The sequence below is a fragment of the Streptomyces sp. NPDC008238 genome, assembly GCF_042956445.1.
Classification (GTDB): domain Bacteria; phylum Actinomycetota; class Actinomycetes; order Streptomycetales; family Streptomycetaceae; genus Actinacidiphila.
The window spans coordinates 163,240-176,317 of sequence record NZ_JBIBGK010000005.1; the positions used below are offsets into that span (position 1 = coordinate 163,240).

Here is a 13,078-nt window from a genome sequence, read left to right on the forward strand (position 1 = left end):
GCCGCCCCCAAAACGGTGAGGTCGTAGCCGGCGTCCCCCGGCACAGGGAAGAAGCCGAGGCGATTCTGAACTTCGCCTTCGGGGCTGCCGCCGCACGCGGCGTCCCGCTGAGGGCCGCGCGCGCCTGGAACCTGCCCACCCTGTTGACCTACGAGCCCGGACTGGTGCGCCGCTCGGACGAATACGGCGGGCTGGAGGAAGTCCACCGGCATGACCTGCGCACCCTTCTGGAGCCGTGGCGTCTGCGTCATCCCGAGGTGAAGGTCATCGAGCACATCGAGCTGGGGCCGGCCGGCCTCGGAAATGCTGGTGACCCTGGCCGCTTCGGCCGAGCTCCTGGTGGTCGGCCGCCGCAGCAAGCCCGGCAGCCGCTATATCGGGCACATCGCCCACGCAACACTCCACTTTGCCGACGCCCCCATCGCTCTCGTCCCCACCCGATAGCGCACAGGCCGCAAACAGGCTCAGCGTCCTTCCCCATCCGCCGCACCAGTGACACCGGCTCAGTTCCGCGAGGCGGCCCGCATCGCCGCGCGGCTGCGGATGCCCGGCACGCGGCCCGCCGACGAACTCGGATACCGCCCCTACGCCGCGGCCCGGGGCATGCGCGGCCAGACGTACAAGGTGGGGTGATGCTGCCCCACATCCGCAACCCCTTCTTCCCGAGATCCTCGACGGGATCACCGACGCCCTGTGGGACTCCGACTACCAGGTCCTCATGGCCCCGGGACGCAAGGAGAGGAGGCGGAAGCGAAAGTCACCGAAGCCATGATCGACCACGGAATGGACGGCATGATCCTCGTCGCACGCGTCTCAACGCATACCCACCTCGAGCACGGTGCCGACCGTGGTCGTCGGCCGCCACGGCCAGTCCGCCGCCTACGACACCGTCTCCGACGACGACCTGGCCGGCGCCGCCCTCATCGTCGACCTCGGACACCGACGTATCGCGCACATCGAACATGACGAGACCGACCCCCGCCGCATCGCGGAGATGCCAAACGCCATCCGCGCCGACGGCTACCGGCGTGCCATGCGGGCCCGCGGCCTCGAGAACGAGCTCGACATCGTCTCCACCACCTACCCCCAGCAGGGCGGCAACCTCGGCGCCCGGCAACTACTCGCCCACACCCCGCGCCCCACCGCAATCTTCGCCGGGCGCGGACATCGTTGCCATGGGCGTCCTCCAAGCCGTCTCCGAAGCCGGCCTCAAGGTCCCCGACGTCGCAGGCTACGACAACACCAGCTTCGCCGCCCTCGGACCCATCTCACTGACCAGCGTCGACCAAGCCGGAGAAAACGCCCCGTGAGTGGCGGTCCGGTATCGCCACAGCCTTTCACCATCGTGGTGGGCCTCTCCGGGCTCGGCGGCACGCTCGTGGCGCAGATCCGGGATCCCTGTTCGGAGCCGGGTTGGCTCTCAAGGCGCGGTGACGTATCGCCATCATCGTGCTGGTGGTGTGGCTCCTCGGCTTCCTGTTCCACAGCGCCGAAGGCAGCGGACGCCGCCGCTGGTACCGAAGGTGACCTGACCTCTCCCCCACCCCGCGCAAGGGCGGGGGTCGTGCCGCCCCAAGGCCCGCGAACCCCCACCCTTCGCACTGCCCGCACCCATACCGGGTAGACGCCACCATAGGCGGCTCGCCGGCGACGCGTTCGGCACCGACGCGGGACCTCACCGGCGTACCGCCACCCTTACCCGGCTCAGCGCACGCGCCATGACAGGGAGCTGGAGGGGGCCCAGACGCGGCATCACTCGAGGGGAGCCCGGGTCGTTGAGTACCGTCTTGTACAGCTACGCCGTGCTGCTGCCCTTCCCCGGGCAGGACAAGGCCCTGCAGCATCTTCGCGGCATAGCCGGTCGCCGCGTGCGCATCGTCCACACCACGGACCTGGCGGTCGCCGTGAGCAAGGTGCCGCGAACCGAATACAACCCCAAAGCGCTCCGGCGACGTCTGGAAGACCTTTCCTGGCTTGAAGCGACCGCTCGCATCCACCGCAGCACCGTGGATGCCTTGGCGCGGCACACCAGCGTGCTGCCACTGAAGTTCGCCACCGTCCACCAGAACCAAGAACGGCTCGCGGCGAAGGTCGCCGAGCACCATCAGCACTACACCGACGCGCTGACCTCACTGGCCGGCCTCCAGGAATGGGAAGTGACCGTTTACGCGATGCCCCCCGAGCACGCGTCCACGCCGATGTCCCACCAAGGCACTGGCCTCAACGGTACCTTCCTGCCGGTGCACGCTCAGTTCGCCGAGGCCGGGGACAACCAGCACGATGCGCTGAAGGTGGCCGGCCGGCTCCACGAGGCTCTGACAGCAGTGGCCACAGCCTCACACCAGTACCCGCGACGCAGCACACGACTCACCGCCGAACCCGGAACGACCGTTACCAGCACCGCCTACCTGGTGCCCTGCGACGAGGCAGAAGTCTTCACGCAACTGGTCAAGAACGCCGCAGCCGGAATGCCCGGAGTTCAGATCGAGCTCACAGGGCCCGGCGCCTGCTACTCCTTCGACCCGACCGCGGAATTTTCCTGACCCAGCCGCAGGAGCGCACCCCCTGGCGATCAATCCACGTTCGCAGCGCAAGCAACGGTCATCGCCGCATTCTGACCTGTCACACGAGACTGGCGGGCGAGCTTCTCAAGGCTGTGCAGCGGACGCGAGCGAACGAGTCGTTGTGCATCGAACCGGCACTTGACTGGGCCGCACCCAGCGCCCCGTGACGGTTCGGCCGCCCCCGAAGAAGACGAAGACCTCCAGAAGGGCCGGCCGAGTGAACGGGCCCGACGAGCCGAGGAGCGACCGGTGTCATGACGCAGCCCAGGCCGCCGACCTGTTCGAGGGCGCTGCCGAGGGTGGCGGGGACGACGTCCACGCCCCGCAGTGCCGCCCGCCACGGCAGCGACCTACGTCTTCGCCATCTGCCGCCACGTGGACGAGGACGTCCTCTCCCGGTTGCCAGGGATCACCACCGCTCCTGTGCGGGCGTTGCCATTCGAGCAGTTGGACGCCGTCGTCCAAGAGGTGCCGGCGGCCGAGGCCGACCGCGACTCCTGGACCGAGCGACTGTCCGACCCCTATGAGCGGGACGGCTTCCCCGCCCGCGGGTCACATGCGCGTGGGGCGCGCCTGTTCGGGTGCTGTCGCGGCCCTGGCGTACATGAAGGCTTCGGGGCGGGTAATCCGGAGAAGGCAGGCACCCGCCGGTGCCCATGAGCACCGCGACATCGAGGAGGCGCCGTGGATGGCATTGTGCTGCTCCGGGAAGACCACAAGACGGTCGAGAAACTGTTCAAACGCTTCGAAAAACTCGCCGAGGACGCCTACGCCGAAAAGCGCGCAATCGCCGATGAGGTGATCGAGGAGCTCACGAGCCACGCGTGGATCGAAGAGCAGATCTTCTACCCCGCCGCCCGGGAAGCCGCCCCCGACACCAGCGACCACGTCCTGGAAAGCGTGGAGGAGCACCACGTCGTGGTGTGGATGCTGTCGGAACTGAAGGACCTCGACCCCCACGACGAACGCTTCACGGCCAAGATGACCGTGCTGATGGAGAACGTCCGCCACCACGTGGAGGAGGAAGAGCAGGACTGGTTCCCCGAGGTCCGCAAAGCCATGGGCCGCAACCGACTGACCGAACTGGGCGCACGGATGCAAAAGGCCAAGGAGGAGGCCCCACGGGACCCCTTGAAGATTCCCTCAGCCACCAAGTAGCCGCCGAGGGCGGCGGGCCGCAAACACTCGCCCAGCACTGCTGGTGGGCCGCGGCCCGGTCGGGACGCGTGGCAAGGGTGCGGCGCAGTGTCCTCACCGTCGCCCAGACCCGACAACTGCGTGCGGCCCCCACAGGAGGTCAGCGCGCTTGCTTGCGGTGGCATCAGTCCTGCGGCACGAGCTGGGCCCGCAGACGTGTCAGGATGCGCGACAGCAGCCGTGAGACGTGCATCTGGGACACGCCCAGCTCCCGGCCGATCTGGGCTTGTGTCATCTCCTGTCCGAAGCGCATGTCGATGATCCTGCGGTCGCGTTCGGGCAGCTCGCTCAGCAGGGGCTTCAGAGCATGCAAGTCCTCGACCTTGCCGTAACGGGATTCCTCGTAGCCGAAACGGTCGGTCCAGGCCGTGCCGGAACCGGCACTCTCCTGCGGGGGCGGCGCGTCCAGCGAGGCAGCGGAGTATGCGTTGGCGGCCACCAGCGCCTCCCGCACATCATGCTCCCCGAGGTCCAGGTGCTCGGCCAGCTCCGTGACGGTCGGGTCGCGGCCGAGTTCGGCAGCCAGCGCGTCCGAGGCCTTCGCCACGTCGATGCGCCACTCCTGCAGTCGGCGCGGCACATGCACCGACCAACTCGTGTCACGGAAGAACCGCTTCATCTCCCCCACGATGGTGGGCACCGCAAAGGTGACGAACTCCGCCCCGTAGTCCGGATCGAACCGGTCGATCGCCTTGATCAGCCCGATCGTGCCGACCTGCAGGATGTCCTCCATCTGCTCAGAACGCTGGGAGAACCTCCGCGCCGCGAACCGCACCAGCGAGGTGTTCATCTCGATCAGCGTGTTGCGGACGTACTGGTACTCCTCTGTGCCCTCCTCCAGCACCGCCAGCCGGGCGAACAACGCCGTGGAGACCTGCCGGAGCTCCGCCGTCGAAGTACCTTCCACCACGGACTGCGGCCCCGGCCCGGCAACCAGCCTGTCTGCGACCTGTGCGACCGTCATGTCAGCGTCCCTTCACTCAACCAAGCAAGCAGAGTTCGGTCCGCCTACCCGGGCTCATGCGACACATGGGCCGGCGTCGGCAAAGAAAACCCCGGGAGGGCAAAGCCGGACGAGCGCGCGCCCTTGCGTCCGGGGGTCCCGCTACGGCGTCGCGCTCACTCAGAGGATCCGGCGTGGTTCTTCGCAGCTCCGACCGCACTCACGACCGTCCTGGAGACGACAAGACGGGTCACGCCCACCAGCACAAACGCAGCTACCGCCCGAGAGTCAGTTGGGCCGCATGCCCTGTTCGCCCTGGGTGGGGCGACGGTAGGCGCCGTACCACCAGATCCGGGCGAGTTCCCGGGCGAAGGCGGCGTCAAAAGAAGCTGGTTCCTTGCCCGGCCGGTGGGGTCTCCCACGACTTGGCCGAGCAAGAAACCATACATCATGTTCAAACTCGCATTCTGCGGCGGGCAGGCGGCTTGCGACGCAGCCTCGCCACGACGCGGCGGCCCTGAGGGTGGTCGTGAGCGGTGGTGTCGACGTACAGGGGTGAGGCAGCAGTCAGTGGCGTGGCGCCGTGGTGTGGCACACGAGCCGGACCGGGACGGGCGGCACGCCGCGGTCCTGGTGAAGGTGACGTTTCTCTGAGGGAACCCTGACGCGATCGGAGTCATTCGGGGCCGATCACTGGCGCGCAGCAGCACCCGGCGCGGTGGACCGCCCCGGGCTGCTCCCCTCGGCCGGCGAGGAGCACGGCACGGGCTTCCAGCAGGTGCACGCACCGACGGCTCCAGAGCAGGCACCGGAGGGTGCGCGAGAGGGAGGAGGTGGAGGTCCCGCAGTCGAGATCGTGCAGAGCGTGGAGCGTCCGGACGGCCGTACCGTCGAGCTGACAGGCACGACGTCCGGCCATGGGTGACGGTCCGGGCGGTCCGGGCGCCCAGACGTGGCTTGCGGGGGGTGCATGAGTCGGGCCACCACGGAAAGAGGAGGAGAAGGAGGAAAACCTAAGGGGGCCAGCACCATGGCCACGGATATTTCCCCTCTCATCAAGGGTTCCCGGCTGAAGAGCCGCGGCGGGCTGTGGGGGGAATGCCTCGCAGAATTCCTGGGGACCTTCGTTCTGATCGCCTTCGGCTGCGGTGTCGTCGCCACGGCCGTCGCCGCGCTGCCCGGGTCCGGACGCGCGCAGACTCCGACGACCATCTTCCTCGCCGCCGGCGACTGGTTGCTGATCACCTGGGGGTGGGGGCTGGCGGTGGTGCTCGGCATCTACGTCGCGGGGGGCGTGAGCGGGGCGCACATCAACCCCGCGGTGACCCTCGCGTTCGCCGTCCGCCGCAAGTTCGCGTGGTACAAGGTGTTGCCGTACTGGATATCGCAGGTGGCGGGCGCGTTTGCCGGAGCTGCCCTGGTCTACCTCGTCTACCACGACGCGATCTCGGCGTTCGACGCCGCCAGCAAGGGACCCAAGACCAACGGGCACACGGTCGCCTCGCTCTCGATCTTCGCCACGTTCCCCGCGCCCTACTTCCACGGTGGTGTCTGGGGGCCGCTCATCGATCAGATCGTGGGCACCGCCTTCCTGGGCATGCTGATCGTCGCCGTCATCGACCTGCGCAACACCGCCGTCAAAGCGAATCTCGGGCCCCTGGTGATCGGCTTCGTCGTGGCCGCCATCGGCATGTCGTACGGTGCCAACGCCGGCTACGCGATCAACCCGGCACGGGACTTCGGCCCGCGCCTGTTCACCTGGATCGCCGGCTGGGGAGAGCTGGCGCTACCCGGCAGCTCACCGGGTGCCTTCAGCGGCTACTTCTGGATACCGATCGTGGGCCCACTCATCGGGGGCGTGATCGGGGTGCTGGTCTACGACCTGTTCATCGGCGACGTACTCCACATCCGCGCGCAGGAGGGGGCGGTGCGGGAAGTCGGACGGGCCCGGCCCACGAACCAGGACCACAAGGGGTAGCTGCGGTCATGCAAGGGGGCGGTCGCTCCAGCCACGCGCGATCTCCGAATGCGGCATTGCGGCATCCTCAAGCCGCACGCGCGGCTGGCTGATGCGGGCGTGCACCTCGTAGAAGCCGGCACCGTGCTCTTCGGTCGCGGAGTCGCGGAGTAGAGCTGCGTGTGGATCGTGACCAGTCGTAGCCGATGTAGCCGGTCCGGAGCGGGCGCATAGGCCGGCGTGCGACGCGGGGCCCTGAGCGCGCATCCTGGAGATGTGGCGCGCCCGAAGCGGAGGGTTCAGCCCTCTCGGGCGGCGCCGCCCACGAACGCGGCCCCGCCTTGATCCCCTCGGCTCTGGACGGGCGGGGCCGCTTCACGCAAGAGAAGGCCCCGTGTCGCCGGCGGGTCCCGATGGTTGCCGCCTCGAGAGGCGCGTTCGCTGCGCACCGGAGCCGCGGTCCCTTTCATCGTGGCCGCGGGTTCAGCCCGGCCGCCTGCCTCCTGGCGGGCGGGCGCCGAGACGCTGCCCGCTGACGGCCTCGTACGTCGCCGCCAGGGCCTTCCCCGACTGCTCCGGATGCCGCTGGGCGATGCCGATGAACAGGCAGTCGATGACGGTCAGCTGTGCGATGCGGCTGGCCATCGCGCCCGAGCGGAACGTGGTCTCGCGCGCGGCGGTGGTCAGCACGAAGTCGGAAACCTCGGTGATGGGCGAGCGGGGAAAGTTGGTCAGGGACACCGTGGTGGCACCGTGCCGCCGGGCCACGCGCAGCGCCTCGACCGTGTCGGCGGTGGCGCCGGTGTGGGAGAGGCCGAAGGCGATGTCCCCGGGGTGCAGCACCGCCGCCGACGTCAGCATGATCTGCGTGTCGCTCCAGGCGAAGCCGACGCGTCCGATCCGGTGGAGCTTCTGCTGGAAGTCAGCGGCCACGAAGGCGCTCGCGCCCACTCCGTACACGTCGATGCGTCCCGCGGCCGCCATCGCGTCGACCACGTCGCCGAGGACCGCCACGTCCAGCTGCGCGCCGGTCTCCTCCACCGCGCGGGCGTCGGCGAAGGCGACCTTGCCGACGATGCCGGCCAGGTCGTCGGCAGGGGTGATGTCGTCGCCCAGGTGGCTCTCGGCGCGCGTCCCGGCGCGGGCGGCCTCGGCGGCCATCGCGATCCGCAGTGCGGGGTAGCCGTCCAGGCCGATCGACTTGCAGAACCGGATCACCGTGGTCTCGCTGGTGCCCGCCGCCGCGGCCACCTCGGAGATGCTGCGGCGGGCCGTCCGGGCGGGGCCGTCCAGCACCGCCCGGGCGACCCGCTGCTCCGCCCGGGCGAGGCCGGGCAGGAGCGAGCGGATGCGCACCAGGAGGGCGCTGTCCTGCAGGTCGTCGGCCGTGTTCTCGGTCACCACGCGGGAAACCTACTGAGGGCCTTGCCGCAGGTCAACGTGGAGCCGGCGCCCCGGCGCGGGGATCAGTGCCCGCCGCCCGCCGGGAGTTCCCGCCAGCCGGCCGAGGTCAGTGGGGCGTCCTGCTTGTCGCCGTTGACCAGGACGTGCCTGCCGTCGGTGATCCGCAGCCCGCTGAGGTTGACCCCACGCCCCTCGTAGACCGAGTCGGTGGTGTAGCGCCAGCGCAGCTCGAGACCGGACGCCGCGTTCGGGACCTCGGCGTGCACCCGCCACCAGGCGCGTACGGCCTGTCCGGACAACGAGGTGACGCCGTCGGCGGGCGCGCCGGTACCGGTGACGTGGAGCGCCACGGGCTGCCAGGTGGCACCGCCGTCCGAGCTGGACTCGAGGCGGAGACGATCCGTCGACTCGGTGTTGACGAAGGACCTGAAGTCGACGTCGACCGTCCCGGAGGCGTCCAGCGGACCGGTGGTCAGCGTGCTGGTGGCACCGCCGCCCTGTCCCGAGAACCACGAGCGGCCGCCGCCCGGTGCCTTGACCGGCATCGCCTGGGCGAGGGCCCCGGCGATGCCCCGCCGGGCGGGGTTGGTGGAGGGGGTGGTGCGCGTGGCGTGGACCCGGTTGGTCAGCAGGATGGCGAACGACCGCGACTCGGGGTCGATGACCAGGGACGTGCCCGTGAAGCCGGTGTGGCCCAGCGTGCGCGGGCCGGACAGACCGCTCATGTACCAGATCTGGTCCAGCTCAAAGCCGAGGCCGTGGGAGTCGCCGGGGAAGGCCTGGTTGAAGTTCTCCTCCAGGAGCGAGACACCGTGCCGGCTCAGGATCCGGTGGCCGCGGTAGGTCCCGCCGTTGAGGATGGCCTGGGCCAGTACGGCGAGGTCGTCGACGGTGGAGAAGACGCCCGCGTGCCCGGCGACGCCGCCCATGGCCCAGGCGTTCTCGTCGTGCACCTGACCGTGCACCAGGCCCCGTGCCGGGGTGGCCTCGTACTCGGTCGCGGCGATCCGCGGCAGCTTCGAGGCCGGCGGGTTGTATCCGGTGTCCGTCATGTGCAGGGGCGCGGTGACGTCCTCGCGGACGAGGGTGTCCAGGCTGCGCCCGGTCACCTTCTCCAGCACCAACTGCAGGGTGAGCATGTTGAGGTCGGAGTAGGTGTAGGTGGTCCCCGCCGGGTTCACCGGCGTGGTGTCCAGGATGGCCTTCACCCGTGACGGGATGTCGGGGTAGCCCTGCCACAGCGCGGGCTCGGGGTCGGGCGCGAGCCCGGAGGTGTGGGTGAGCAACTGCCGGACGGTGATGGCGCCCTTGCCGTTCACCGCGAACTCGGGCAGGTAGTCGGCGACCGGGCTGTCGAGCCCGATCCTTCCCGCCTCCAGTTGCTGCACGGCCACCAGGGAGGTGAACAGCTTCGACAGCGAGGCCAGGTCGTAGATGGTGTCGGTCCGCGCGGGCGTCCACTGGTCCCTGGGCAACTCGGTCTGCGGGGCGGAGTACCGCGTGGCGTAGCCGGTGGCGCTGCGCTCGACGACCCTGCCCTCGTGGACCATCAGACTGGTCGCACCGGGGAAGAGGTAGCCGGCGCCGCTCGCCGGGTCCGTCCACGCGGCGACCTGTTCCTCGAAGGCGGCGATCGGCTCCGGGGCGAGCCCGGCGGCTCGCGGGGATGACGGCCGCAGGACAGTGCCCGCGGGCGCGAACCCGGTGTACGGCTGGTCGAAGCGGCGGCCGCCGCCGTCGGTTCCGGCGGTGCCCGAGGTCGTGGCCGTGGCGGCCGTGGCTCCGGCCGGCAGGACGAGGGCGGCCACCATGGCCGACGCCGCGGTGAGTGCGAGTACAGGAATCCGCATGGGTACCTCGTGGGTGAGGAGTTGGTTTCGCTGCTCGGCACGTCTCCGTCCTGGCCGCGTCGCGTGGACGGCGGACGGTCAGGCGGCGGAGCCGTGGTCGCCCGCCAAGCCGGCGGAGAGATCCGACCCCCGGGAGTCGAAAATCCTTAACCAACTTGGGGCGACGTCCGTAAGTTAGTAACCGAACGGTGGTCGTCAACATGCTGATCGATGTCGGCGGCCGGACACACGGTCACCGACCGTTCGCGCCCGCCGACTTCACGCGATGCGTGCACCGTCCATACCTGACGGGCCGTCGGCAACGATTGCCGCCTTCGGCCACGGTCGGCGCTGCGACCCGGCCCCTACAGGCCACCCGCGGCGATCCCGGTGCCTCGGAACCCGGTACTCACACGGTGCGGGGTTGCAGACCGCGTCGATTGAGTGCGTACGGCGAGGCACTGGCATGACGGGAGGAGGGGGCTGTGGGGCCTCGTGACATGGCCGGCGAAAATACCTCAGATGTCCTGGAGGCCGTGCTTCCTGCCGTGATCCTGGAGATCGCGTAGCCGGCGAAGTCGGCGGACACATGGGTTCGCCGCTGTCAGACCTGACGGGCGTAGGCCGTGAGGCGATCGGCGAGCGCGGTGACGAGGTCGCGCAGCTCGGCGGGTCGTTCGATGACGAACGGCCGGTCGAGTGAGGCGAGTACCGGGGGCAGCCAGTCGAGCCGCTCCGCCCGCAGCTCGACGCGCAGCCAGCGCTCGCCCGCCTGGTCCTCGCCTGCCACGGGTGAGTACTCCTCCAGGCTCGCGACACTCGCGGGAAGGCGGGCGCGGATCTGCGCGACCGTGCCGTGGATCCGCAGGGTCACCTGGTGCCGGTACTCGGCGGTGGCGAACGCCGACAGCACGCGCTGTGCCGGATCCGGGCCCTCCGGTGCTTCGAATGAACCGGGCAGGGCCCGCGCGTCCGCGATGCGGTCGAGGCGGAGGGTTCGGTCCTCGTCGATCAGGGCGTCCTTGCCCGTGACGTACCACCGGCCCGCATGGGCGACGATCCCGTAGGCGTGCAGGGTGCGTTCGCTGCGCCGGCCGTCGCGGTCGGTGTAACGGATCGAGACCGGCCGGAGGTGGCGCACCGCGTCGGCGAGGGTGAGCAGGACCTCGGCGTCCGGGGTGTCGAACTCGCCGGGCTGATCCGTGAACGCGAGGGCTTCGAGGAGCGTGTCGAGCCGGTGGGCGATGTGCTGGGGCAGCACCCGGCGGATCTTGGCCGACGCCGTCTCGCCGGCCGTGCGCTCCGTCGTCGTCAGCCCTGCCCGGCGGCCGGCGACCAGGCCGAGCAGCACGGCCAGCGCTTCGTCGTCGCTGAGCATGAGTGGAGGCATCCGGTACCCGGGGGCGAGCCGGTACCCGCCGTAGCGGCCGCGCACCGATTCCACGGGCACGTCCAGGTCGAGCAACTGGTCCACGTACCGCCGCACCGTGCGCCCTTCGACGCCGAGCCGGTCGGCGAGCTCCGCCACGGTTCGGGTGCCGCCCGACTGCAGCAGCTCCAGGAGGGTCAGCACGCGGACGGTGGGGCGGGACATGTCCACAGCCTAACGCGAATACGGGACCGATTCTGTCCTCTATTTCTCCTAGCCTGCGACGTGCACGCCCAGCACAGCCAAGGAGATTCCCATGGACTTCGTCTCGATCCGCATCATCACCGGCGACGTCGCTCGCCTCGTCGCGTTCTACGAGCGGGCCACCGGGGTGCGGGCGACCTGGGCCACCGACGACTTCGCCGAGCTCACGACCTCGGGTGCCACCCTCGCCATCGCCGGCACCCGAACCGTCCCGCTCTTCGCCCCGGGCTCGGCCCGACCGGCGGACAACCACAGCGTGATCACCGAGTTCCTCGTCGACGACGTGGACCGCGTCCACCAGAACCTGACCGGCTTCGTCATCGACTTCGTCGCCGGGCCCACCACCATGCCGTGGGGCAACCGGTCACTGCTGTTCCGCGACCCCGATGGCAACCTCGTCAACTTCTTCACCCCCGTCACCCCGGCAGCCGTCGCGAAATTCGCACGCTGACACCGCGCCCACGGCCCCTCCCCGGCGAACGCCGCCACCATTGATGCACGGCGGGCGGCACTGCGGAGGGGTCCACGCCGAGACGGCGATGGCCACCAGGGAACGTTCGCGCCGTAGGATGCGGTCGATCAGCACCGCGCGGTACATGAGGAACCGTTCCCGCATCAGGTCGCGTACGCAGGCGGTCCCCGTCACGTCCAGGGGCCGGGCCGTGCCCACGGTGACGGCTGCGCCGGCGGGGACCGTGCCGTTCATGCCGCGGGGCGCGAGAGTGACATGAGGGTTGTTGCGGATCCGCTTGACCCTGCGACGGCGCACCGAGGTACGGATGACCGCGCTGGGCCGCCGCCCCGTATGACGGGGTGCAGGCGCTCGGCTCAGCCGTCGGAGCCGACGAGCCTGATGGAAGGTACCGGCGGCACGCAAGGCCGGATCCGGAAGAGTGGGCGGGCGCCGGTAAGCGCGAGAACGCGTTCGGCCTGGTGCTGCAGACCGGTGAGTTCCAGGGTGCCTTCCTCCACTTCCGCTCGCTGACGGAGGCGGAGCAGCAGGTTGAGGAAGGTTGATCCCATGAAGGTGACCTCTGAGAGGTCGATGCAAAGGGTCCTGCCGCGCAACTGGAAAGCGTCGGTGACCTCGGCGACCGGGGGGCACGTCTCAAGATCCAGTTCGCCCGTCAGCTCGATCGTCGTGAGGCCGGGCGCTTCGCTGACACGTATGCCTATCTTCTGCACGGGACATCACCGTTCGGGTTCATAGCCCCTCACGGTCAGCTGCCGGATCGGAAGCGGCCGTAAACCGGGCGACATCGCGTCGCCCGCAGTCGAGTAAGACCACCCGCACCTCCCGCCGGCCACGAAGCGTGACCACTTGGTAGCGCGGGGTCCCTCGCCAGACCAGGCTGGTTGGTTAAACCGTTGCACAAATACGTCCGGCGCGCCAGCCCCTCCGCCCCGTCCTGCCAGGCGAGAGCGGGGCGCGTCCGAGGACGACCGTACGGGGCTCAGCGGGCCTCGGCGGCGCCTGCGAAGGGGATTTGCGCCGAGGGAGCCGCCCGCATGCCAAGGGTGTGTTGCCAACGTACCGGGGTGGGAGCGCAC

Annotated in this window: 11 protein-coding genes and 1 pseudogene; 7 read left to right on the forward strand and 5 right to left on the reverse strand. The window is 69.8% G+C overall.

Features of this window, described 5'->3' with window-relative positions; all coding sequences use genetic code 11:
- The first annotated feature begins 492 nt into the window (after positions 1 to 492).
- The 5 genes and pseudogenes from ACFZAU_RS14875 to ACFZAU_RS14895 all read left to right on the forward strand — a co-directional run bounded on the left by ACFZAU_RS14875 (position 493) and on the right by ACFZAU_RS14895 (position 3,722).
- Positions 493 to 633, forward strand: a complete 141-nt coding sequence (locus tag ACFZAU_RS14875; RefSeq protein WP_500552643.1) for a hypothetical protein — start codon at positions 493 to 495, stop codon at positions 631 to 633.
- A gap of 765 nt (positions 634 to 1,398) precedes the next feature.
- Positions 1,399 to 1,527 (forward strand): annotated as a pseudogene (locus tag ACFZAU_RS14880) (DUF5670 family protein).
- 260 nt (positions 1,528 to 1,787) lie between these two features.
- Positions 1,788 to 2,543 (forward strand): GvpL/GvpF family gas vesicle protein, encoded by a 756-nt coding sequence (locus tag ACFZAU_RS14885; RefSeq protein WP_500552464.1) that lies wholly within the window; start codon positions 1,788 to 1,790, stop codon positions 2,541 to 2,543.
- 348 nt (positions 2,544 to 2,891) lie between these two features.
- Positions 2,892 to 3,224 (forward strand): GvpL/GvpF family gas vesicle protein, encoded by a 333-nt coding sequence (locus ACFZAU_RS14890; protein WP_500552465.1) that lies wholly within the window; start codon positions 2,892 to 2,894, stop codon positions 3,222 to 3,224.
- Positions 3,225 to 3,248: 24 nt separating this feature from the next.
- Positions 3,249 to 3,722 carry a hemerythrin domain-containing protein gene (locus ACFZAU_RS14895; RefSeq protein WP_500552466.1) on the forward strand — a complete coding sequence of 158 codons (474 nt, stop codon included), beginning with the start codon at positions 3,249 to 3,251 and terminating at the stop codon, positions 3,720 to 3,722.
- A gap of 163 nt (positions 3,723 to 3,885) precedes the next feature.
- On the opposite strand, the gene ACFZAU_RS14900 is transcribed toward ACFZAU_RS14895, so the two are convergent.
- A complete protein-coding gene (locus ACFZAU_RS14900) occupies positions 3,886 to 4,725 on the reverse strand; it encodes an RNA polymerase sigma factor SigF (protein ID WP_500552467.1) in 840 nt (279 codons plus the stop codon).
- A 1,009-nt stretch (positions 4,726 to 5,734) separates the two neighbouring features.
- Between ACFZAU_RS14900 and ACFZAU_RS14905 the strand changes: the two genes are divergently transcribed.
- On the forward strand, positions 5,735 to 6,682 hold the full coding sequence (locus ACFZAU_RS14905) for an MIP/aquaporin family protein (protein ID WP_500552468.1): 948 nt from the start codon (positions 5,735 to 5,737) through the stop codon (positions 6,680 to 6,682).
- A gap of 462 nt (positions 6,683 to 7,144) precedes the next feature.
- On the opposite strand, the gene ACFZAU_RS14910 is transcribed toward ACFZAU_RS14905, so the two are convergent.
- The 3 genes from ACFZAU_RS14910 to ACFZAU_RS14920 form a co-directional block, all read right to left on the reverse strand.
- Positions 7,145 to 8,065 carry a MurR/RpiR family transcriptional regulator gene (locus tag ACFZAU_RS14910; RefSeq protein WP_500552469.1) on the reverse strand — a complete coding sequence of 307 codons (921 nt, stop codon included), beginning with the start codon at positions 8,063 to 8,065 and terminating at the stop codon, positions 7,145 to 7,147.
- A 62-nt stretch (positions 8,066 to 8,127) separates the two neighbouring features.
- The gene (locus ACFZAU_RS14915; protein ID WP_500552470.1) at positions 8,128 to 9,915 is read right to left on the reverse strand and encodes a serine hydrolase domain-containing protein; all 1,788 of its coding nucleotides are present in this window, start codon (positions 9,913 to 9,915) and stop codon (positions 8,128 to 8,130) included.
- A 583-nt stretch (positions 9,916 to 10,498) separates the two neighbouring features.
- Positions 10,499 to 11,488 carry a helix-turn-helix transcriptional regulator gene (locus ACFZAU_RS14920; protein ID WP_500552471.1) on the reverse strand — a complete coding sequence of 330 codons (990 nt, stop codon included), beginning with the start codon at positions 11,486 to 11,488 and terminating at the stop codon, positions 10,499 to 10,501.
- 91 nt (positions 11,489 to 11,579) lie between these two features.
- On the opposite strand from ACFZAU_RS14920, the gene ACFZAU_RS14925 reads away from it, so the two are divergent.
- Positions 11,580 to 11,978, forward strand: a complete 399-nt coding sequence (locus ACFZAU_RS14925) for a VOC family protein (RefSeq protein ID WP_500552472.1) — start codon at positions 11,580 to 11,582, stop codon at positions 11,976 to 11,978.
- 377 nt (positions 11,979 to 12,355) lie between these two features.
- Here ACFZAU_RS14925 and ACFZAU_RS14930 read toward each other — a convergent pair whose 3' ends face one another.
- Entirely contained in the window at positions 12,356 to 12,712 is a 357-nt protein-coding gene (locus tag ACFZAU_RS14930; RefSeq protein WP_499605770.1) for an STAS domain-containing protein, read from the reverse strand.
- Positions 12,713 to 13,078: the final 366 nt, after the last annotated feature.